Below are 20,817 nucleotides of genomic sequence, written 5' to 3'. Positions count from 1 at the left end.
AGGCGCTGCCTGATATTCCATTGTGGAACGTAAGAACCAGGGTAAACCTCCAAAGTGGAATGTCAAGCGATTCAAGTGAAGGCGGGTGCCAGCACATTTGCCAGCAGGGCTTATGGAATGCGATCGTTAGTGACAGTTCTCGGACAAGGAGTCATCGTGGACCTTGACTGGTCGCCTGCCGATCTGGCGTTTCGTGACGAAGTGCGCGAATTTCTCGACGAAAAGTTAACGGATGATCTTCGGCGGGCGGGTCGCCTGGCGACGAGCGTCTATCCGGACCACGAAGCCAGCATGAAGTGGCAGGAGATCCTGCACGAGCGGGGCTGGGCCGCGCCGGCGTGGCCGGTGCAGTACGGCGGCTGCGAGTGGAGCCTGACCCAGCACTACATCTTCGGGCGCGAGTGCACGCTGGCGGGAGCGCCGAACCTGTCGCCCATGGGGATCCGGATGGTCTCGCACGCCATCATGGCGTTCGGGACCCCCGAGCAGAAGGACTTCTTCCTGCCGCGCATCCTCACCGGCGAAATCTTCTTCTGCCAAGGCTATTCCGAGCCCGAGGCGGGTTCGGACCTGGCCTCGCTGTCCATGGCAGCGGTCGCCGACGGCGAGGACTTCATGGTGACCGGCTCCAAGATCTGGACCACCCACGCCACCGAGGCCAACTGGATCTTCGCGCTGGTGCGCACCTCCAAGCAGGCCAAGAAGCAGCAGGGCATCACCTTCCTGCTCATCGACATGCGCACCCCGGGCATCGAAATCCGGCCGCTGGTCATGACTTCCGGCGAACAGGTGCAGAACCAGGTGTTCTTCGACCAGGTGCGGGTGCCGCAGGCCAATGTGCTGGGGCGGATCGACGACGGCTGGACCGTGGCCAAATACCTGCTCAACTTCGAGCGCGGCGGCGGCGCGGCGTCGCCGATGCTGCAGGTGATGGCCGAGGAGCTGGCCCAGGCCGCCAAGGACCAGCCCGGCCCGAACGGCGGCGCGCTCATCGACGATCCGGCCTTCGCCCACAAGCTGGCCGATGCCCGGCTGCGCGCCGACGTGCTCGAGATTCTCGAATACCGCACGCTCGCACTGGTTTCCAGCGGCAAGGATCCGGGCCCGGCCGCCTCGACCATCAAGATCCTGGGCACCGAGCTGAGCCAGGTCCTCACCGAACTCGCGGTGGAGGCCGCCGGTCCGCGCGGTCGCGCCTACCAGCCGCACGCCACCATGCCGGGCGCTCCGGTCGCCGACTTCACCCCGCCCGCCGACGGTTTCGTGACCGGCGAGGAGTGGCAGGCGGTCGCCCCGCTGCGGTACTTCAACGACCGCGCCGGCTCGATCTACGCCGGTAGCAACGAGATTCAGCGCAATATCATCGCCAAAGCCACGCTGGGACTGTGACCATGGACTTCTCTTTCACCGCAGAACAAGAACTGCTGCGCGACACCGTCACCGAATTCCTCGCGGCGCGTTACCGGTTGGAGCCCAGCCGGGCGGCGGCCCGCACCGGGGCCGGGTGGCAGCCGGAGATCTGGCGCGGACTGGCCGAGGAGGTCGGGATTCTCGGGGCGAGCCTGCCGGAGTCGGCGGGCGACATCGGGGGCGGACCGGTCGAGACGATGATCATCAGCGAGGCGCTGGGGGCCGCGCTGGTGCTGGAACCGTATGTCGACACGGTCGTGGTCGGCGGGGGCCTGCTGAAGCGCAGTACCGGCAAGCGGGCCGAGGATCTGCTGTCGGGCATCGCCGCCGGTGAGGTGGTCACCGGATTCGCCGCGCTGGAACCGCGATCCGGCTACGACTACACCGATGTCGCGACCACCGCGGTCCGCGACGGCGACGACTGGCTGCTCACCGGCGAGAAGACCGTCGTCACCTCCGCGCCGATCGCCACGCACCTGTTGGTGACCGCGGCCGTGGACGGCGATATCGCGCTGTTCGTGGTCGATGTCGACGCCGCCGCCGCCCCGCCCGCCGGGCTCACCGCGCGGTCCTACCGCACCATCGACGAGCGTCCGGCCGCGGACCTGAGCTTCGAGAATCTGCGGGTGCCCGCGGACGCGCTGCTACTCGCGCAGGCCGGCGCGGCCATCGCGGCCACCGTCGACGAGGCCATCGCCGCGGTCTGCGCCGAGACGGTCGGGGCCATGCGCAAGGTGGTCGCCGACACCGTGGCCTACACCAAGCAGCGCCGCCAGTTCGGCGTGCCGATCGCCAGTTTCCAGGCGCTGCAGCACCGCATGGTGGACATGCTGCTCGAGCTCGAACAAGCCGTGGCGGCAACCTATCTGGTGACGCTGAAGCTGGACGCGCCCGCGCCGGAGCGGGCCCGGGCCGCCTCGGCCGCCAAGGCCACCATCGGCCGCGCCGCCCGGCGCATCGGGCAGGAGTCGGTGCAGTTGCACGGCGCGATGGGCATGACCGAGGAGCTGGCGATCGGCCATTTCTTCAAGCGCCTCACGGCCGTTCAGTACGAGTTCGGCAGCACCGATCAGCACATCTCCCGTTATGCCGCGCTGACGCGGCCGTAGCGGGTTGCACGCACCGGCTCAGGGGTGACCGGTGAGAGGTCCGGGTTCCGGTGACTCGCCCGACGGAACCACCGGAACCCGGCCGCCGCAAGCGATCCCCGGGCTCACGCCGGAATCAGCGGCGCTGTGCGTAATTTGCGGGGACGGGTATCCGTTCGGCATCGCGGGCGACCGGCTGTCGCGGCGCGGCGGCCGCGCGGGCCGAACTACGCACGGCCTGCACGATGACCAGCACCAGTGCGGGTCCGGTGACAAAGCACAACACACCCACGGCGATCAAGAGCACGGTTCCCACGTGCGGATTATTGCCGTATGCGCGGCATTTCGCACAATTACGGCAAACACAGCCTTCCAGGCGTCACAACCCGACCGGTCGCACTGGTTAGATCGGGTGGCATGCCGGTGTGACCGGGCTCATAGCTCACCACCCGTCACGTCCACGGACGCCGCCTCGTCCAAGGGATGCATTCGAACCGGACGAAAGGACGACATCATGTCGCGAATGAACCTCAGCGAGGTCGCCCCCGAGGTCTACAAGGCGTGGATCGCCGCCGAGACCGCCATTCGGCGCGGACCGCTGGACGCCACGGTGCGGGAACTGGTGAAGATCCGGGTCTCCCAGATCAACGGCTGCCTGTTCTGCATCGACATGCACTCGACCGAGGCCCGCAAGGAGGGCGAGACCGAGCGCCGCCTGTGGCACCTCAACGCCTGGCGGGAGTCGGCTCTGTTCACCGAGGCCGAGCGCGCGGCTCTGGAATACGCCGAGGCCGCAACGGAGTTGGGCCCGCACGGGGTCGGCGACGAGGTCTGGGCCGGGGTCGAGAAGCACTTCGACGAAGGTCAGCGCGCCGGACTGGTCGCGGTGACCGCCCAGATCAACCTGTGGAACCGGCTCGGCGTGCCGCTGCGCATGGAACCGCTCGAGTCCTAGTCGCACACGGAACGCCGTTGACAGGCCGCGTGGTCTGTGGCTGATTGACGGTATGGCCAGCGGCATCGAGGGTACGAGCGGACGCGTGCGGATCGCCGCCGTCGGCGATCTGCACATGCGGGAGAGCATGCGCGGGCACTTCCGGCCCGCGCTGCTCGACCTCGGCGCACACGCCGACGTACTGCTGCTGGCGGGCGATCTCACCAACGGCGGCACCCTGCGCGACACCGATGCCCTGTGCGCCGAGATCGAGGGCCTCCCGATCCCGGTGGTCGCCGTGCTCGGCAACCACGACCACGATCGGCGGCTGGGCTACCGGATCTCGGTGCAGCTCAACGACATCGGTGTGCACATGCTCGACGGCACCGCGATCGCACTGACCGTCAACGGCATTCGCCTGGGCATCGCGGGCGTCATGGGCGGCAGCGGCGGATTCCCCGGGCACCCGGGCAATCCCGCCGAGGGCAGCGTCGAACACCGGCAGCGCTTCCGCCGCGGCCCCGCCGACGCCGTGCGCCTGCGCGCCGCCCTGGACTCCCTCGACTGCGACATGCGCATCGCCCTCATGCATTTCGCCCCCGTGGTCGACACCCTGGTCGGCGAGGACCCCAAGATCTACCCCGGCCTCGGCTGCCAGGATCTCGCCGACGCGGTGGACGGCGGCGGCGCCGTGTTCGCCGTGCACGGACACGCCCACGGCGGGACCGAATTCGGCCGCACCCCGACCGGCGTCGAGGTCCGCAACGTCTCCTACGCGGTCATTCGCGCGGCCTACCGGGTGTACGAGCTGACACATCCGGGCAACCCCTGAACCCCTGGCCGGTATTCTTTTACGAAATCTCTACCGAAGGCGCGCCGGGAAGTCTGGTCGGCCGGTCCGAAACCTCGGGCCGTACGGTCCGACCTGGGAGTTTCGATGCGGCGATCGTTTTCGATCTTGACGTATTCTCTTGCCGTGAACGCTCGGCTATTCGTCGTATCCTGCAACTATGCATGCCGCTCAGATGGCCGAGGAATATCCGGTGATCGATTTGGACTCCGACGCGATCGACGCGGCGAAGTTGCTGGCCGAGCATCGGCTGCCGGGGATCCTGGTGATCGACGCCAATGGGAAACCGCACTCGGTGCTGCCCGCCTCGCAGGTGGTGTTGTTCATCGTGCCGAAGTATGTGCAGGACGATCCGTCGCTGGCGGGGGTGCTCACCGAGGGTATGTGCGGGCAGGTGGTGAAGCGGTTGCGGGGCAAGCGGGTTCGGGACGTGATTCCGGAGCGGCTGACCAAGATTCCGGCCGCCAAGGCCGACGACAATTTCGTCGAGGTGGCCGCGCTCATGGCCAAGTACAAGTCGCCGCTGGTCGCGGTGCAGGACGGCGACCGGCTGCTCGGGGTGATCACCTCCTCGCGGCTGCTGGAAGTGGCGCTCGCGAACTGAGCCCGCCCGGGCGGCGGTCATGACCGTCGCCGTCGCCATCGCGGTCTTCACGATCTCCTACATCCTCATCGCCTCCGAGCGCGTGCACAAAACCATCGCCGCGCTGGTGGGTGGCGGTGTGGTGATCGCGGTCGGCATCGTCGACTCCGACGACGTGTTCTACTCCCACGAGACCGGCATCGACTGGAACGTCATCTATCTGCTGCTCGGGATGATGGTCATCGTCGGCGTGCTGCGGCAGACCGGCATCTTCGAGTACGTCGCCATCTGGGCGGCCAAGCGCGCCAAGGGATCCGCGCTGCGCGTGATGATCCTGCTGGTGCTGATCACCGCCACCGCCTCCGGGTTCCTCGACAACGTGACCACGGTGCTGCTCATCGCCCCGGTGACGCTGCTGGTGTGCGAGCGCCTGGAGGTGCCGCCGACCCCGTTCCTCATCGCCGAGGTGCTGGCCTCCAATATCGGCGGCGCGGCGACGCTGATCGGCGACCCGCCCAACATCATCATCGGCAGCCGGGCGGGCCTGTCGTTCAACGACTTCTTCCTGAATCTCACCCCGATCGTGCTGATCGAGCTGCTGGTGTTCACGCTGCTGCTGCCGCGTCTGTTCAAGGGCTCCTTCGACGTCCATCCCGAACGGGCCGCCGACATCATGCTGCTCAACGAGCGCGAGGCGATTCGCGAGCCGAAGCTGTTGATCAAGTGCGGAATTGTGCTCGCGCTGGTATTCGCGGGATTCTTCGGCCACCCGATCTTCCATCTCGAACCGTCACTGGTGGCATTGCTGGGCGCCGGTGCGCTGGTGTTGATTTCCGGTCTGCCGCAACGCGATTACCTGTCCGCGGTGGAATGGGAGACGTTGCTGTTCTTCGCCGGCCTGTTCGTGATGATCGGGGCGCTGGTGAAAACCGGTGTGATCGGCCGATTGGCGAAATACGCGACCGAACTCACCGGCGGAAACGCGCTCGTGGCAACCATGCTGATACTCGTCGTCTCGGCGGTGCTGTCGGGCGTCATCGACAACATCCCGTACGTGGCGACCATGAGCCCACTGGTGGCGGAGCTCGCGGATCACGTGAACAGCCCCCTGCAGTCGGACGCCCTGTGGTGGGCGCTGGCATTGGGCGCGGATTTCGGTGGCAACCTCACAGCAGTCGGGGCCAGCGCGAACGTGGTGATGCTCGGGATCGCCAAGCGTTCGGATCATCCGATCTCGTTCTGGGAATTCACCAGGAAGGGCATCGTGGTGACCGCGGTCACGATTGTGGTGGCCGCGCCATATCTGTGGCTGCGCTATTTCGCATTCGCCTGACCAGCGACAAAGGGAACAACACGGACACCTTCCGAGTGGCGATTGGCTATTTTCGCGAACCCTGACCGACAATGGCATCCGCCATGTCCATATCCAGCACCGATCATCCGACCGCGCCGGACAGCGACCGCCAGGACGCCCCGGCCGGCCCCGCCAGTCCCGGCGCCTACCGGCTGGATCTGGACGGATTACGCGGCGTAGCTATCGCCCTGGTCGTCGCGTTCCACATCTGGGCCGGGCGCGTGTCCGGCGGCGTGGACGTCTTCCTGGTGCTCTCCGGATTCTTCTTCACCGGCATGCTGGTGCGCCGCGCCGACGGCGGGCCGGTGGGCGTGTTGACCACCGTGCGCCGCACGCTGCGGCGGCTGCTGCCCGCCATGGTCGTGGTGCTGGCGGCCGTGGTGGTCGCGACGGTGACGCTGCTCCCCCACACCCGCTGGTCGGATATCGCGGGGCAGACGCTGGCTTCGCTGTTCTACTACCAGAACTGGTATCTGGCGCTGTCGTGGTCGGACTATCTGGCCGCCGATCCGTCGGTGAGCCCGCTGCAGCATCTGTGGTCGATGTCGGTGCAGGGGCAGATGTATCTGGTGTTGCTGGCCGTGGTGGCGCTGGTGGCGTGGACGCTGCGGCGGGCCGTCGCGGCGGGTGCGTGGAAAACGGCCGCGCGGCATGCGTTCCTGCGGCGAGCCGGGCAGCAGGGGGTGCTGCGGCTGACCCTCGCGGTGATCTTCGCGGTCGTGGCGGTCGCCTCGTTCTGCTATGCCACCGAAGGGGTTTCGACCCAGCAGGGCTGGAACTACTACGACACCTTCGCCCGGGCCTGGGAACCTCTCGCAGGCGCGCTGCTGGCGATCGCCGCGCCCTACATCCGGCTACCCCGGCCCACGCGAGAAGTGTTCGCCTGGACCGGAATCGCGGCCATCGCGTGCTGCGGCTGGATCGTCAACGGTGTGCTGGTGTTCCCCGGTCCCGCCGCGCTGATTCCCGTACTGGCCACGGTCGCACTGATTCTCGCGGGCGCGGGCCGCGACACCGCCGAGCAGCCGCTGGTCAATCGCGCGCTCGCGTCCGGCCCGATCGTGCAGCTGGGCGGGTTCGCCTACGCCTTGTACCTGTGGCACTGGCCGATTCTCATCTTCTACCTGGGCGAGACGCATCAGCGCCGGGCGGGGGCGGTCGGCGGGCTGGCCATCATCCTGGTGTCGCTGCTGCTGGCCTACCTGACCCATCACCTGGTCGAGGAGCCGCTGCGGATGCGGTCCAAGCCGTCCGCCACCCCGGCCCGCGGCCGCCTGCTCGCGGGTGTGGCGGTCTCCACCGTCGGTGTCCTGCTGCTGGGTTCGACCCTGGCCTGGCAGTGGACGATGGGCGCGAAGGCGCATGCCGTCGGAGAGCTGGATCCGTCCAAATACCCCGGCGCGGCAGCCCTCACCGATCACGCACTGGTGCCGCGCGCACCCATGCGGCCCACGACCGAGGAAGCACCGGCCGATATCGCCTACCCCACCCGCGACGGCTGCATCGCCGACTTCGACACCCGCGCGGTGGTCACCTGCACCTACGGTGACCAGAACGCCCACCGCACCATCGCCGTGGTCGGCAATTCGCATGCCGAGCACTGGATTCCGGCCTTCCAGATCCTGGGCGAGCAGTACCACTTCCGCGTCGTCGTCTACCTCAAGATGGGTTGTCCGCTCACGGTGGCCGAGGATCCGGTGTACAAGGGCCAGCAGAACCCCGACTGCCGGGACTGGTCCGCCGAGGTCATCGACCGGCTGGGCGTCGAGCACCCCGACTACGTCTTCACCACCGCCACCCGCCCCAGCGACAACGGCGGCGACGAGACCCCGCAGGACTACGTCGACGTCTGGTCGGCTCTGTCGGACCGCAACCTGCAGATCATCGGCATCCGCGACACTCCGTGGCTGCGCCGCAACGGCATCCGCTACCGCGCCATCGACTGCCTCGCGGGTGGCGGCGACCGCATCAGCTGCGGCCTCGAGCGCAGCGAGGCCCTCTCTCCCGAGAACCCGGCCGCCGCCCCCGCCGCCGCCTTCCCGAACCTGCACCTCATCGACCCCAACAACGCCGTCTGCGAACCCGACGTGTGCGCCGTCGTCGAGGGCAACATCCTCATCTACCACGACGAACACCATTTGACCGCAAGCTATTCACGCTCCCTGGCCCCCGAACTCGGCCGCGAACTCCAGCCCATCCTGGGCTGGTGGTGACCGGCCGAACTCAGAAGAGATTCAGGGCGACGGCGATGGCGCCGAAGATCGCCATGGTCGAGGTCACGCCGACGTGCATGCCGATCGACACCCGAATGTCCTTGGTGCGCCAGGCGAGCCAGAAACCCGGGAACATGAAGATCACGCGGGAGACGAAGACCCACGGCGTCCAGAAGTGGTAGAGGGAGAACAGGACCGTGGTGGCCACCGGCGCCCAGTTGCCCAGGTAGGCGATGCGGGGCAGCAGGAAGCCGCGGAAGTACAGCTCCTCGATGAGCGGCAACAAGATTCCGGTCAGCGGCAGGCAGACCAGCATGGTGGTGACCATGGTCGCGTGTGAGTATCCGCTCATGAATCCGGTGAAGCTGCCCGCGCCTTCGGTGAACGGGACCCACATGAAGAAGTGGTGCAGGAAGAAGCGGTTCAAGGGTCCGGTCACGACACTGAGCACCGTCATCCACGCGATCAGCGGCAGGACCAGCGCGACGAGTTTCCCTCGCGGGAGCGGCATGTCGGTGTAGTGCAGCACGCCGCGCAGGCCGGGGTGGCCGTTGCGCGTGCGGCCCAGCCACAGCAATCCGAGCAGGATCGGAATCAGCACCAGGCACAGCGCGATCGCCCAGCCGAGCAGGACCGGATAGTGAATGGCCTTCACGAACGGTTCACCGATGAGCAGATACGCCGCGACGACGAGAGCGCCGGGCACCAGATGCAGCAGAATCGACAGCGGCAGCGGGTGTCTGTCGCTCAACAGCGACCGGACGACTCGGTTCGACGTGGCGTCTTCGACGGCAGGCATGACATGAGCTCCAAATGGCTGTTCGGTCACTGACGGCTACTACCGTCCTCGACCGGCCTGCCATCGACCTGACATGAACCTGACACCTATCCGATGCCGCCTTCCACGAGTCCGGCCGGTGATCGCGACAACGAGTTGGCCGCAAAGGAATCGGAAATCCGATGCGCGCCGCGGTAATGGATCCGTAAAAGTCCCGGGGAGGCCCGTCCTGCCAGGGTTGAATCGAGGTCCCGAGCCGATGACCGGGAGAAGAGGAAGCAATCATGGGCATCATCGACAGCGGTGTCTGCCTGTCGTCTTTCCAGGTGCACTGGTCACCCCAGGATGCCGAATTCATCGCCCGATCCGATCGGTACCCCGGGCTCGTCGCACGCAACGAATGGTCGTCGCTGGCCGCCGTGGACGAGCTGATCGAGCTGATCGAGCAGCAGGGGCGGCAGCCTCATTCGGCCGGGCGCCCCGCGGCCTGAGGCGAGTCCGGCTGGTAGAGGGCTTCCCAGACCGCGAAGCTGGCGAGTAGTTCGACTGTGCGCCAGCCGGTCTCGGTCAACCGGACGGGTTCGGCGATGTCCAGGGGGCCGTCCCAGCTGCCGGTCGTGTCGGCGGTGACCACGCCGTAGGCCGCCAGCAGTCGCAGGACCCGCCAGACGCCGGGGCGGCGCATTCCCAGCTCGATGCGCAGGTCCCGCACGGTGTGGGTCCCGCTCGAGAGCAGGTCCAGCATTTCCACGACGCCGCGGTGGTTCACCAGTTCACGCAGAGCGGATAGTTCATCCGCCGGGTTCTCCATTGATCCGACGCTAGGCCCACCGGGTGGGCTGGACGGGCGATCTTGACGGCCCCTGGACGCCGCGACGCGCCATCTTTACCGAATTCATACGGCTGTCACTACGCTCTACCGACGACGCGGTCGGACAACAGAATTCGGGGTTTCGGTGAACGGCTTTCCCCTCGACATCGTGCTGGCCATCATCGGTATCGCGGTGCCGATCGTGGCCTTCGTGTGGGAATTCGTGCTGGTGGGGCGGAAGCGGCTCGGGTATCGGGTGCAGATGGATACGCCTGTCACCGGGGAGATCGAGTCGGTGTTTCCGGGGGTGCTGCCGCAGTTGCGGCCCGACGGCGGGGCGACCGCACCGGATCTGCAGGACCTGTCGGTGGTGCTGGTGCGGATCGAGAACAGCGGCATCACCGATGTGGACAGCGCGGATTACGCGTCACCCGAGAGCGATCCGGTGGGTCTGCACATCCATTTTCCGCATCGGCGGGTGATCGGGATGGCGGTGACCGAACTGTCCGATGACGCCCTCGGCGACAGTCTCAAACCGGGGACGGGGATCGGGAGCCGCGAGGACACCCAGCATCGGGTCGGGATCATCGATCTGCCCAAGGTGCCGATGGACCGCGGGGACCACTACAAGATCCTGGCGATCCTGCAGCGGACCGCCGGGGCGGGTGAGTATCCGGAACCGGTGGTGCGGGCCAAGCTCAAGGGCGGGCGGGTCTCGGAGACCCGCAGCCGGGTGGGAGTCTCGCCGAAGCTGTTGGCGCTCATCGGCTTTCTGGTGGCGGTCATCGCCGCGCAGTTCGTGTTCAACCTCGACGACAACCCGGCCTCCGGCGAGGCCGCGGACTGCGTGTCCGGCACGCTCACGCTGGTCGGGTCGACCGCCTTCGAGCCGGCCGTCCGCGACGCCGCGGCCGAGTACGGCAAGCACTGCGCGAAGGCGCGGTTCACCTTCGAATTCGACAGCAGCGACCGGGGTTTGAGCCGAGAGGACGAGGAAGGCAAGAACAATCCGGGCCTGCTGGCGATCAGCGACGGGCCCAAGGGTGTCGGGTATCCGAGCCTGGTCCCCCGCACCCTGGCCATGTCCACGTTCACGATGATCGTCAATCCCGCTGTCGGCGTGCACGATCTGACCGTCCAGCAGATCCGCGACGTCTACGCGGGCCGCGTCGACAACTGGCAGCTGCTCGGCGGCCCGGATCTGCCGGTGCGCGTGGTGAATCGCGCCTTGGGTTCCGGGACCCGCGAAGCCTTCCGCGCGCACGTGCTCGGTGACGGCCAGCCCCCTTCGCCGGCCGTCACCAGCTGCCGCGGCATCGCCGCGACCAACCCGCCCGGCGTCTCCTTCTGCGAGGTCCCGGTCACCAACGACATGCTGAAAACCATTGCCGACCTGCCGGGTTCGATCGGCTACAGCGAATACTCCGACGCCGCCAGGGCTTCCGGCGTCGAGACGGTGACCATCGAGGGCCACACGCCCGACCGCGACCAGGTGCTCGGCCACACCTACCCGTTCTGGAGCGTCGAATACGCTTACAGCAACGGGGAACTCCCGGCCGATTCCCTGGCCGCGGCCTTCCTGCGCTTCCTCACCGGCGGCACCGGCAAGGACGTGCTGCGCGCCCACGGCAACACCCCGTGCGGCGAACTGCCCAACCCGACGTCCTGCACGCCGTGAAGGGACAAAGACCCCGGTTGCCCTCGTTGAGCGAGGCGACAACTGATCTCACTGCGACCGGGGTAACTCACCGGGCACGCCCGAAACCCGGCCACGGCGTCGACCGCCGGCCCGGCGCGAAAGGTCAACGCCTCCCCACAACCGGCGAAAGTCGCGGGGAGGCGGGGGAGCTCTAGCCCTTGAACGGGTACTTGCTGTCCAGGTCGTAGTTCAGCTCGACGACGTTGACCGTGGGCTCACCCATGAAGCCCAGGGCCCGGCCGCTCTTGTGGGCGTCCACGAGAGCCTTGACCTGGTCGGCGGAGATGTTGCGGGCCTTGGCGACTCGCGCCACCTGGATGGCCGCGTACTCCGGGGAGATCTGCGGGTCCAGGCCCGACGCCGAGGCGGTCACCGCATCGGTCGGCACGGGGGTGTCGGCGGAGGCGTCGCCGCGGATCGGCACGATCTGGCCCGCCGAGTAGTCCTCGCCGCGCTTGGCGCATTCGACCTTGACGCCCTCGTACGCGTCCTGGAACGGCGTGGTCGGGTTCTTCGGGTCGGTGGAGCACGCCTCGTTGACGCTGATGACCTGCGTCGGGTGCTCGACCTTGCCATGCGCGTCACGCTTGCCCATCACGGCCAGCACCGAGCCGACCCCGCCCGAGGTGCAGTACGGCCGGCTGCCGTCGACGCCCTCCAGCTGACCGACCGACTGGCTGCGCTGGCAGACCGTGCTGAGCAGGCTCAGCTTGTCCTTCTTCGGATCGGTGGCGTCGAGGCTGTCCACCACCGACTCCGGGCCCTGATTGCCGAAGCTGGTGTTGGTCGGGTCGTACCCGTCGGGGATGCTGCCGTCGGACGGGGCCGAGTTGGACGGACGCGTCTGGAAGTACTGGTTCAGCGGCGTGCCCTTGCCGTCGGTGTAGGCCTGACCGATCAGGCTCGACCCGACGATCTTGCCGTCCCGCTTCAGCAGCGACCCGTCCGCCTTGTCCTTCAATCCGGGTATCTGCGAGATACCGAGAACAACTGCGGGATAGATGATTCCGGTGATCACCGTGAGCACCAGCAGCGCTCGCAGCGCCGCGATGTGCTGGCGAATCCAGGCTGACATACGCATTGACTACATCCCCGGGAAGAATTGGACGACAAGGTCGATGAGCTTGATCCCGATGAACGGCGCGATGATGCCACCGAGACCGTAGATATAGAGATTGCGGCTCAACAGTTTCGACGCGCTGGACGGCCGGTAGTTCACGCCGCGCAGCGACAGCGGGATCAGCGCCACGATGATGATGGCGTTGAAAATGACCGCCGACAGGATCGCCGACTGCGGCGAGTGCAGCCGCATCACGTTCAGCAGATCCAGGCCCGGGAACATCGACACGAACAGCGCGGGAATGATCGCGAAGTACTTGGCGATGTCGTTGGCGATCGAGAACGTGGTGAGCGCGCCACGCGTGATCAGCAACTGCTTGCCGATCTCGACGATCTCGATCAGCTTGGTCGGGTCCGAATCCAGGTCGACCATGTTGCCCGCTTCTTTCGCAGCGGACGTACCGGTATTCATGGCGACACCCACGTCGGCCTGCGCGAGCGCGGGCGCGTCATTGGTGCCGTCACCGGTCATGGCGACCATGCGGCCGCCGGCCTGTTCCTTCTTGATGAGCGCGAGCTTGTCCTCGGGAGTCGCCTCCGCGAGGAAGTCGTCGACGCCCGCCTCGTCGGCAATGGCCTTGGCGGTCAACGGGTTGTCGCCGGTGATCATGACGGTGCGGATGCCCATCTTGCGCATCTCGTCGAAGCGCTCCCGCATGCCCTGCTTGACGACGTCCTTGAGGTGGATGACGCCGAGCAGCTTGGCGGTGCCCTTCTTGATCTCCGCGACCACCAGCGGGGTGCCGCCGGAGGCGGAGATGCCGTCGACGGTCACGCCGAGCTCAGTGGGGATCTCGCCGCCGTTGTTGCGGACCCAGTCGGTGACGGCCGAGGCCGCGCCCTTGCGCAACTGATGGCCGTCGTGCAGGTCCACACCCGACATCCGGGTCTGGGCGGTGAATTCCACCCAGGTCGCGCCGGTGAGCTCGCCGGGGGTGCGCTCGCGCTTGTTGTACGCGGTCTTGGCGTACACCACGATGGAGCGGCCCTCGGGGGTCTCGTCCGCGAGGCTGGAAAGCTGTGCGGCGTCGGCCAATTCGTCGGAGGTGACACCCGGCATCGGAACGAAGTCCGCGGCCTGGCGGTTGCCCAGGGTGATGGTGCCGGTCTTGTCCAGCAGCAGGGTGTTGACGTCGCCCGCGGCCTCGACGGCCCGACCGGACATGGCCAGCACATTGCGCTGCACCAGCCGGTCCATGCCCGCGATGCCGATCGCCGACAGCAGCGCGCCGATGGTGGTCGGGATCAGGCAGACCAGCAGCGAGACCAGCACGATGCCGGTGACGCCATTGCCGTCCAGGGCCAGATTGTCCAGCACGCCAGGGTTGTTGGCCTTGGAGAAGATGGCCGCCGGCTGCAGGGTCGCCACCGCGAACACGAAGATGATGGTGAGCGCGGCCAGCAGGATGTTGAGCGCGATCTCGTTCGGCGTCTTCTGCCGCGACGCGCCCTCGACGAGCGCGATCATCTTGTCGATGAACGAGCCGCCCGGCTCCTGGGTGATCCGCACGACGATGCGGTCCGAGAGCACCGTGGTGCCGCCGGTCACGGCCGAGCGGTCACCGCCGGATTCGCGGATGACCGGCGCGGATTCGCCGGTGATGGCCGATTCGTCCACGGAGGCAATGCCTTCCACGACATCACCGTCACCGGGGATGACCTGTCCGGCCTCGACGACCACGAAGTCGCCGCGCTGCAGTTCCGGGGCCGGCACCTTCTCCTCGACCACACGCGCGCCCGGAGACCAGTCCTTCAGACGGCGAGCGACGGTGTCGGTCTTGGCTTTTCGCAGGGTATCGGCCTGCGCCTTGCCACGGCCCTCGGCCACCGCCTCCGCCAGGTTGGCGAAAATAACGGTCAGCCACAGCCATACGACGATCGCCCAGGCGAAGAAGCTCGGCTTCGCCAGCGCCAGCACGGTGGAGTACACCGCGCCGATCTCGACGATCAGCATGACCGGGTTGCGCCACATGATGCGCGGATCCAGCTTCTTGAGCGCGTCCGGCAGCGACTTCAGCATCTGCTTGGGATCGAACAACCCGGCCGAGGGCCCGTTGCGCTTGGCCTTGGCCGGCGCGTCCGCGGGCGCGGAATCGAGTGTGGGAGTGGTCATGAGTGGATTCCTTCAGCGAGCGGGCCGAGCGCCAGCATGGGCAGGAAGGTCAGGGCGACCAGGATGACGGTCACGCCCACGACCAGGCCCACGAACTGCGGACGGTGCGTCGGCAGCGTTCCTTCGGACGCGGGGGTATGCCCCTGCGCCGCGAGCGAACCGGCCAGGGCCAGCACGAAGATGATGGGGATGAAGCGGCCGAAGACCATGGCCAGGCCGAGTGCGGTGTTCCACCACACCGTATTGCCGGACAGGCCGGCGAAGGCCGAGCCATTGTTGTTCGCCGCGGAAGTGAAGGCGTACAACACTTCCGAGAGTCCGTGCGGGCCCGAGTTGGCCATCCCCGCGCGCTCTCCCGGCAGCGCCATCGCGCACGCGGTGCCGACGAGCACGATCAGCGGCGACACCAGGAAGTACGCGGCGGCGAGCTTGATCTCCTTGGGAGTGATCTTCTTGCCCAGGTATTCCGGGGTACGCCCGACCATCAGACCGGCGATGAACACGGTGATGACCGCCAGGATCAACATGCCGTACAGACCCGAACCGGTACCGCCGGGCGCGACCTCACCGAGCTGCATGTTGAACATGGTCATCATGCCGCCGAGGCTGGTGTACGAGTCGTGCGCCGAGTCCACCGCACCGGTCGAGGTGAGCGTGGTCGCGGTGGCGAAGGTCGCCGAATTCGATACGCCGAAGCGGGATTCCACGCCCTCCATGGACGCGCCGATGGCGCTGGGCACGGTGCCGTGGTGCTGCAGCTGGAAGAGGTTCATCAGGGTGACCGAGATGAGCGCCAGGACGGCCATGACGGCCGCGATGGCGACGCCCTGCTTCTTCGAGCCGACCATGCGGCCGAAGGTGCGCGGCAGCGAGAAGCTGATCACCAGCAGCAGGAAGATCTCCAGCCAGTTGGTCCACGCGGTCGGGTTCTCGAACGGGTGCGAAGAGTTCACGTTGAAGAAGCCGCCACCGTTGGTGCCGAGCTCCTTGATGACTTCCTGGCTGGCCACCAATCCACCCGGCAGGGTCTGTGAATCGGTGTTGCCGACCGTCTGCGCGACCTGGTCGTAGACGTGCAGGTTCTGGATCACGCCGCCCGCGACGAGCACGACGGCGAAGATGATGGCGAACGGCAACAGGATTCGGGTGGTTCCCCTCACCAGATCCACCCAGAAGTTGCCGAGTTCGCCGGTGTGGCGGCGCGCGAAACCGCGCACCAGCGCGATCGCCACGGCCATGCCGACGGCGGCGGAGACGAAGTTCTGCACGGTCAGGCCGACCGCCTGGACCACGTGGCCCATGGTCGACTCACCGGCGTAGTTCTGCCAGTTCGTATTGGTGACGAAGCTGATGGCGGTGTTCCACGCCAGATCCGCGGTCATCTTGGTGCCCGGATCATGCAGGTGCAGCGGCAGTTTGCCCTGGATCAGCTGCAGGAAGAACAGGAACAGCACGCTCATGGCCGAGAAGGCCAGCACACTGCGGGCGTAGACAGCCCAGGTCATCTCCACGCCCGGCTGCACGCCGATCAGCTTGTAGAGACCCTTTTCGGCCTTGTTGTGCTTCTCGCTGCTGTAGACCCGGTACATGTAGTCGCCCAAGGGCACATGCACCGCGACCAGCGCGATGACCAGGGATGCCGCGAACAGGATCCCCGCGGTTGTGGTGCTCACTCAGAACCTCTCCGGATACAGCAGCGCCGCCACCAGATAGATGGCGATGCCGACGGCCAGGACCAGACCGACAATGTTCTGAGTCACAGCCGTTCCACCCCGCGTTGGATCAAGCCGAACAGGGCGAAGATCGCCACCGTCAGCACAGTGAACACCACGACGGACATCTCTCGAAACCTCTCTCTACGTGACACGTCCCGAGACGCGCCGGAGTGAGTCAAGCGCCCGACAAGCCCATATTCGAGGGCCTTTACGCCTTCTTAGCGTCCCAGACCGCCGCATTGACGCTCCACTTACAGCGTCGCGTGGCGTGGCGCACAATTGTCGTCGACATACCCCGCCGATCCATCAAGAAACCGTCAGGACCTGCTATTTCGGGCCGCGTCCAGGCGGGGTGTGTCCTACTGCGATCGGAGCGGGAATCACGTCCATCGCGGCGATCAGCAGCCGGGATTCGTAGGGCTGAGTGTCGTCGAGCTCCGCGCCGCGCGGGGGTGTTCGGAAGGCGGCGGTCGATCGCCCCAATAGTGCCGTGGTCAGTGAATCGGCCAACCAGTCCGTGCCGTCGCAGGTGAGCCAGCGTTTGCCGGTGACCTGGCTGTATACGCTCCAAGCAGACACAAGGTGCGGATTACCCGAATCAGACCTCGGCTATGCCTCAGCAGCGGTAGTGAGTCGCGCCACAGGCCGACAACCGAGCGCTGATCCGAGCCATGCGCTGAGCCGTGGCGGCTGTCAAGGATTCATCAATCCGGATCCCGAAATCTTGCCGGGCGGTCTCCGAATGCGGTGTCATCGCAGGGTGACTGCAACCGTCGGCCCTCGTCGCGCCCTGCGCGTGGCCGTCGGCGTTGCCCGGCACCGGGTCGAGCGCATGCCGTCCGCACTGGAGCTGTTCGGCTTCCAGAGTGAGGACGAGCCGCCGAGTCCGGTGTAGCCGGTCCGTCACATTTCTTGCCGCGCAGCGCATTCGGGCTGTGCGGCGTCGCCATCGACTGTGCGACGTTCCCACACTCTCGCGAGCGCAATCGCGAAATTTTCTGTGCCGCTGCGCACTTCGGCGCGCAATCGCACCCTCACGATCGGAGACCTATGTCCGCAACCCTGTCCAGCACCCGCACCGTTCTCGTGACCGGGGCCGATACGCGCCTCGGTTTCGCGACCGCGCAGCGGGTGATCGCCGATGGCGACACCGTCATCGCGCACATCCTGGACAAGAACCACGCCGACGAGACGCTGCAGCGCCTGCAGGCCGAGGCCAAGTCCGGCCAGGTGCGCATGGTGCAGGCAGATTTCACTCGGCTGAGCGAAGTGGACGAACTCGGCCACACCCTCGCCGCGGAGCTCGGCCGACTGGACGCGCTGATCAATGCGGCGTCGATCGCGGCCCCGTTCGCGCGCACCCACACCGAGGACGGGCACGAATTGACCTTCCAGGTCAACTATCTCGCCCCGCAGCGCCTCACCATGGCCCTGCTTCCGGCGCTCGAGGCCGCCCGGGGCCGGGTCGTCGCTGTCACCTCGAAACTGCACGCGGCGGGCAATATCGACTACTCGGATCTGGATCGCAGGCGCGGAATCTACACGCCGCTGGCCATTTACGCGCAGTCCAAGCTGGCGCTGACCATGTTCAGCCGCTCCCTGGCAGAGACCGGACCGGACGGCCTGACCACGGTCAGCGTCCACCCGGCCGACTTCGAGATCGACATGCCGCAGATGCGCAGCCACCGCACCGCGCCGCTCGACAGCGCCGCGGCCCTGCTGGTTCACCTGGCCGCACCGGGCACCCCGGTGCGCAACGGCGGCTATTACGAAGGCGGCGAACCCACGAATGCCGCAGCGCTGGTGCGCAATTCGCGCGCCCGCACCCGGCTGGCCACCTGGAGCAACCGGCTCTAGCCAATCACGGCCACCGGCCCAGCCAGCGCTGACGAACCTCCGGCACAGCCGTCACCGGCATGTCAGGGCGTGCCGGGACAGGAGCCGCCGCGATCCGAAAGGGCGCGGCGGCTTCGTCGTCGAAACGTTTGGATCCCCCGAAAACCACTGTGCTAGGTTCTACCCGCTCGACTTCGAAAGACATGAAAGTTTATGGGGGGCTTAGCCGATGCGTATCATTCGGCCTATTTTCGCTGTCGTACTCGGGATCTTCTTGATCTTCGTGGGCATGAATCAGCTCAACAAGACCGACGTCACGTGTGGCGGTCAGATCATGACCGAGGGCGATCAATGCCGGGAGACCAAGCATGGCGCGACCACCGCGGTGCGCGACTACAACGCGCAGAAGTCGGACAACACCACCACCGGCTGGGGCGGCATCGGACTCGGCGCACTGTTCCTGATCGGCGGCGGAGTACTGCTGGTTTCGCGATTGAATCGGAGTGGCGCGAGCGTCTGAGCACCCACACCGTCACGGGCCTATTTCTTGTAGGTCCGGTTGATGGTGCCGTCGAGGCTCGCGGAGACGTATCCGCCGTCGTTGTACGCGTTGGAGATGTAGACGCGCAGGCAGGGGACGCCGTCGGTGAACGTGCCGGCGGTGTCGACGATTATGTAGCGCGACGTCGGGTCGGACACCTCGAGGTTCTGGTTCGCCGCCGCCAGCAGGGCGGGCAGGATGTCCCAGTTGATGGAGCTCAGTTCGAGGGTGGCGTCGGTGAGCTGGCCACCCGTCTGGCGCTTGACCGCGCCGTCGCGGTAGGTGAACTCGTCGTAGTGCTTCGGCCGGTCCGGCAGCGGCGCCTTCGCGATGACGTATTCGGGATAGATGGTGGTCTCCGCGAACTGCTTTCCACCGGAAGCCTTTTCGAGGGCCGTGACAGCCTTGCGCACGCCGTCGGGGGTCAGCAGGTCGACCGTGGAGTCACCAGCAGCGGTGGTGGGAGCGATGACGGTCGGCGAAATCGCCCCACCCGACAGCGTGACGCCGCCCGGTTGCGCCTGGACACTCGGCCGACCCGACATACCTTGGCCGCCCGAGGATTTGGGCCATAGTGCCACGACCACGGCAACGGCGACGACCAACACGACCGCTACGCCCGTGAGGATCCACGGCACCGGATTGCGCTGCGACGCAACCGGAACCGGGTCCGGAGGAGTCTGCGGGAAGGGCTGTGCTGCCGTGAAGGACTGAGCCTGCGGCACCGCGAAAGGCTGAGACTGCGACACTGCGAAAGGCTGGGACTGCGGCGCAGTGTAAGGCTGCGGCGTGCGAACCGCTGAGAAGGCACGGGGTTGCGGAGGCGGGGTGTGGTCGCGGGGCCGAGGAGACGTCACCGTCTGCTGCGAGGCCGAAGGGTATTGGAGCGCAGGCGGTTCCACCGGCGAACCACCCGTCGAGGCCACCTGGGCGAGCATGTGGTCGACCTGGTCGGCCGATGGCCGATGGCCCGGGTTGGGGACCAGCAGGGCCTGCAGTACCGGCGTCAGCGGTCCGGCCTGACGAGGCGGCGGGACGGCGCCCATGAGGACCGCGGCCAGGGTCGCCACATCGGTGTCGCGGCGCATGGGCTGATAGCCCTCGACGGCGGCGAACAGCACCAAGCCCAGCGACCACAGGTCAGAGGCCGGGTTGCCCTCGTGACCCTGCAAGCGTTCGGGCGCGACGTAGGGCAGCGATCCGACCACGCTGCCGGTGGACGTGAGCCCGGTCAGATCGTTGACGGCGGCGATCCCGAAGTCGGTGAGAACCGGCGAACCGTCCGCGCGCAGCAGCACATTCGGCGGTTTCACATCACGATGCAGGACCCCCACCGCGTGCGCGGCCCGCAGCCCCGCCAGGATGCCCCGCCCGACCGCCGCCGCCTGCGCGGGCGCCATCGGCCCCTGGTCCAGCCGATCCGCGAGCGACCCACCCGCGACCAACTCCATGACGATCCACGGATGCTGCTCCGCGGGCGTGTCCACGATGTGGTGGATGGCCACCACATTCGGATGCGCGATCCGCGCCAGCGCCCGCGCTTCCCGCAGCACCCGCTCCCGCTGCACCTCGGCCGAGGTCGCCTCCCCTTCGGCCCGCACCTCCTTCAACGCCACCTCACGATGCAGCGCGACGTCGTACGCCCGCCACACCGTCCCCATGCCGCCGCTACCGAGTGGTTCGATCAACTCGAAACGCCCGTCGACCAGAGTCCGCCCGGAATTCACGTGCGACAGCTTAGGGTCGCCATCCTCACCGCGCGAGATCTCGTAC

Annotated in this window: 21 protein-coding genes; 12 read left to right on the top strand and 9 right to left on the bottom strand. The window is 67.0% G+C overall.

Annotation, left to right across the window (positions count from 1 at the left end; genetic code table 11):
• Positions 1–156 precede the first annotated feature (156 nt).
• Together GPX89_RS04790 and GPX89_RS04785 are read left to right on the top strand one after the other, a co-directional pair.
• Positions 157–1,389 carry an acyl-CoA dehydrogenase family protein gene (locus GPX89_RS04790; RefSeq protein WP_328601506.1) on the top strand — a complete coding sequence of 411 codons (1,233 nt, stop codon included), beginning with the start codon at positions 157–159 and terminating at the stop codon, positions 1,387–1,389.
• 2 nt (positions 1,390–1,391) lie between these two features.
• Positions 1,392–2,519: an acyl-CoA dehydrogenase family protein gene (locus GPX89_RS04785; protein ID WP_157387037.1), complete on the top strand. Its 1,128-nt coding sequence runs from the start codon at positions 1,392–1,394 to the stop codon at positions 2,517–2,519.
• Between the two features lie 115 nt (positions 2,520–2,634).
• Here the strand turns inward: GPX89_RS04785 and GPX89_RS04780 are convergent, their stop codons facing one another.
• Positions 2,635–2,814, bottom strand: a complete 180-nt coding sequence (locus GPX89_RS04780; RefSeq protein WP_157355316.1) for a hypothetical protein — start codon at positions 2,812–2,814, stop codon at positions 2,635–2,637.
• 198 nt (positions 2,815–3,012) lie between these two features.
• Between GPX89_RS04780 and GPX89_RS04775 the strand changes: the two genes are divergently transcribed.
• The 5 genes from GPX89_RS04775 (at position 3,013) to GPX89_RS04755 (ending at position 8,432) form a co-directional block, all read left to right on the top strand.
• Positions 3,013–3,453 carry a carboxymuconolactone decarboxylase family protein gene (locus GPX89_RS04775; protein ID WP_235946659.1) on the top strand — a complete coding sequence of 147 codons (441 nt, stop codon included), beginning with the start codon at positions 3,013–3,015 and terminating at the stop codon, positions 3,451–3,453.
• A 52-nt stretch (positions 3,454–3,505) separates the two neighbouring features.
• Entirely contained in the window at positions 3,506–4,264 is a 759-nt protein-coding gene (locus GPX89_RS04770; protein ID WP_157355315.1) for a metallophosphoesterase family protein, read from the top strand.
• Positions 4,265–4,442: 178 nt separating this feature from the next.
• Positions 4,443–4,886, top strand: a complete 444-nt coding sequence (locus GPX89_RS04765; RefSeq protein ID WP_157355314.1) for a CBS domain-containing protein — start codon at positions 4,443–4,445, stop codon at positions 4,884–4,886.
• A 19-nt stretch (positions 4,887–4,905) separates the two neighbouring features.
• Complete coding sequence (locus GPX89_RS04760; protein WP_157355313.1) at positions 4,906–6,198, top strand: ArsB/NhaD family transporter; 1,293 nt, start codon at positions 4,906–4,908, stop codon at positions 6,196–6,198.
• Between the two features lie 83 nt (positions 6,199–6,281).
• Complete coding sequence (locus GPX89_RS04755) at positions 6,282–8,432, top strand: acyltransferase family protein (protein ID WP_157355312.1); 2,151 nt, start codon at positions 6,282–6,284, stop codon at positions 8,430–8,432.
• Positions 8,433–8,442: 10 nt separating this feature from the next.
• Here GPX89_RS04755 and GPX89_RS04750 read toward each other — a convergent pair whose 3' ends face one another.
• Positions 8,443–9,231, bottom strand: a complete 789-nt coding sequence (locus GPX89_RS04750) for a CPBP family intramembrane glutamic endopeptidase (RefSeq protein WP_157355311.1) — start codon at positions 9,229–9,231, stop codon at positions 8,443–8,445.
• A gap of 263 nt (positions 9,232–9,494) precedes the next feature.
• On the opposite strand from GPX89_RS04750, the gene GPX89_RS04745 reads away from it, so the two are divergent.
• Complete coding sequence (locus tag GPX89_RS04745) at positions 9,495–9,701, top strand: hypothetical protein (protein ID WP_157355310.1); 207 nt, start codon at positions 9,495–9,497, stop codon at positions 9,699–9,701.
• On the opposite strand, the gene GPX89_RS04740 is transcribed toward GPX89_RS04745, so the two are convergent.
• Positions 9,674–10,021, bottom strand: coding sequence for a helix-turn-helix domain-containing protein (locus GPX89_RS04740; protein WP_157355309.1), 348 nt, complete (start codon positions 10,019–10,021; stop codon positions 9,674–9,676). The two genes, GPX89_RS04745 and GPX89_RS04740, sit on opposite strands and share 28 nt — an antisense overlap.
• A gap of 145 nt (positions 10,022–10,166) precedes the next feature.
• On the opposite strand from GPX89_RS04740, the gene GPX89_RS04735 reads away from it, so the two are divergent.
• Positions 10,167–11,699, top strand: coding sequence for a substrate-binding domain-containing protein (locus GPX89_RS04735; protein ID WP_328601505.1), 1,533 nt, complete (start codon positions 10,167–10,169; stop codon positions 11,697–11,699).
• 172 nt (positions 11,700–11,871) lie between these two features.
• Here the strand turns inward: GPX89_RS04735 and GPX89_RS04730 are convergent, their stop codons facing one another.
• The 5 genes from GPX89_RS04730 to GPX89_RS04710 all read right to left on the bottom strand — a co-directional run bounded on the left by GPX89_RS04730 (position 11,872) and on the right by GPX89_RS04710 (position 17,246).
• Positions 11,872–12,801, bottom strand: coding sequence for a potassium-transporting ATPase subunit C (locus tag GPX89_RS04730; protein ID WP_157355308.1), 930 nt, complete (start codon positions 12,799–12,801; stop codon positions 11,872–11,874).
• 3 nt (positions 12,802–12,804) lie between these two features.
• Positions 12,805–14,952, bottom strand: coding sequence for a potassium-transporting ATPase subunit KdpB (kdpB, locus tag GPX89_RS04725; protein WP_157355307.1), 2,148 nt, complete (start codon positions 14,950–14,952; stop codon positions 12,805–12,807).
• Positions 14,949–16,625, bottom strand: coding sequence for a potassium-transporting ATPase subunit KdpA (gene kdpA / locus GPX89_RS04720; RefSeq protein WP_328601504.1), 1,677 nt, complete (start codon positions 16,623–16,625; stop codon positions 14,949–14,951). Before kdpA ends, kdpB begins: the two co-directional genes overlap by 4 nt.
• A complete protein-coding gene (kdpF, locus tag GPX89_RS04715; protein WP_328601648.1) occupies positions 16,626–16,712 on the bottom strand; it encodes a K(+)-transporting ATPase subunit F in 87 nt (28 codons plus the stop codon).
• A gap of 282 nt (positions 16,713–16,994) precedes the next feature.
• Positions 16,995–17,246: a hypothetical protein gene (locus GPX89_RS04710; protein ID WP_157355306.1), complete on the bottom strand. Its 252-nt coding sequence runs from the start codon at positions 17,244–17,246 to the stop codon at positions 16,995–16,997.
• A gap of 181 nt (positions 17,247–17,427) precedes the next feature.
• Here GPX89_RS04710 and GPX89_RS45315 point away from each other — a divergent pair, with 181 nt between their 5' ends.
• The 3 genes from GPX89_RS45315 (at position 17,428) to GPX89_RS04700 (ending at position 19,023) form a co-directional block, all read left to right on the top strand.
• A complete protein-coding gene (locus GPX89_RS45315) occupies positions 17,428–17,562 on the top strand; it encodes a hypothetical protein (RefSeq protein WP_268893247.1) in 135 nt (44 codons plus the stop codon).
• Positions 17,563–17,717: 155 nt separating this feature from the next.
• Complete coding sequence (locus GPX89_RS04705) at positions 17,718–18,524, top strand: SDR family NAD(P)-dependent oxidoreductase (protein ID WP_157355305.1); 807 nt, start codon at positions 17,718–17,720, stop codon at positions 18,522–18,524.
• A 208-nt stretch (positions 18,525–18,732) separates the two neighbouring features.
• Positions 18,733–19,023 (top strand): hypothetical protein, encoded by a 291-nt coding sequence (locus tag GPX89_RS04700; protein ID WP_157355304.1) that lies wholly within the window; start codon positions 18,733–18,735, stop codon positions 19,021–19,023.
• A 20-nt stretch (positions 19,024–19,043) separates the two neighbouring features.
• Here GPX89_RS04700 and GPX89_RS04695 read toward each other — a convergent pair whose 3' ends face one another.
• Positions 19,044–20,771: a serine/threonine-protein kinase gene (locus tag GPX89_RS04695; protein WP_198347258.1), complete on the bottom strand. Its 1,728-nt coding sequence runs from the start codon at positions 20,769–20,771 to the stop codon at positions 19,044–19,046.
• Positions 20,772–20,817: the final 46 nt, after the last annotated feature.

It is taken from the genome of Nocardia terrae, from assembly GCF_009760405.1.
Lineage (GTDB): Bacteria > Actinomycetota > Actinomycetes > Mycobacteriales > Mycobacteriaceae > Nocardia > Nocardia terrae.
The sequence above is the reverse complement of the archived record's forward strand: the minus strand, read 5'-3'. Positions and strand labels throughout refer to the sequence as shown.

Bases quoted from the DNA above. Each gene is read 5' to 3' on its own strand.
- GPX89_RS04765 (WP_157355314.1), top strand. From the start codon at position 4,443: ATGCATGCCGCTCAGATGGCCGAGGAATATCCGGTGATCGATTTGGAC.
- GPX89_RS04755 (WP_157355312.1), top strand. From the start codon at position 6,282: ATGTCCATATCCAGCACCGATCATCCGACCGCGCCGGACAGCGACCGC.
- GPX89_RS04730 (WP_157355308.1), bottom strand. From the start codon at position 12,801: ATGCGTATGTCAGCCTGGATTCGCCAGCACATCGCGGCGCTGCGAGCG.
- GPX89_RS04785 (WP_157387037.1), top strand. From the start codon at position 1,392: ATGGACTTCTCTTTCACCGCAGAACAAGAACTGCTGCGCGACACCGTC.
- kdpB (WP_157355307.1), bottom strand. From the start codon at position 14,952: ATGACCACTCCCACACTCGATTCCGCGCCCGCGGACGCGCCGGCCAAG.
- GPX89_RS04775 (WP_235946659.1), top strand. From the start codon at position 3,013: ATGTCGCGAATGAACCTCAGCGAGGTCGCCCCCGAGGTCTACAAGGCG.
- GPX89_RS04740 (WP_157355309.1), bottom strand. From the start codon at position 10,021: ATGGAGAACCCGGCGGATGAACTATCCGCTCTGCGTGAACTGGTGAAC.
- GPX89_RS04705 (WP_157355305.1), top strand. From the start codon at position 17,718: ATGTCCGCAACCCTGTCCAGCACCCGCACCGTTCTCGTGACCGGGGCC.
- GPX89_RS04760 (WP_157355313.1), top strand. From the start codon at position 4,906: ATGACCGTCGCCGTCGCCATCGCGGTCTTCACGATCTCCTACATCCTC.
- GPX89_RS04700 (WP_157355304.1), top strand. From the start codon at position 18,733: ATGCGTATCATTCGGCCTATTTTCGCTGTCGTACTCGGGATCTTCTTG.
- GPX89_RS04770 (WP_157355315.1), top strand. From the start codon at position 3,506: ATGGCCAGCGGCATCGAGGGTACGAGCGGACGCGTGCGGATCGCCGCC.
- GPX89_RS04750 (WP_157355311.1), bottom strand. From the start codon at position 9,231: ATGCCTGCCGTCGAAGACGCCACGTCGAACCGAGTCGTCCGGTCGCTG.
- GPX89_RS04745 (WP_157355310.1), top strand. From the start codon at position 9,495: ATGGGCATCATCGACAGCGGTGTCTGCCTGTCGTCTTTCCAGGTGCAC.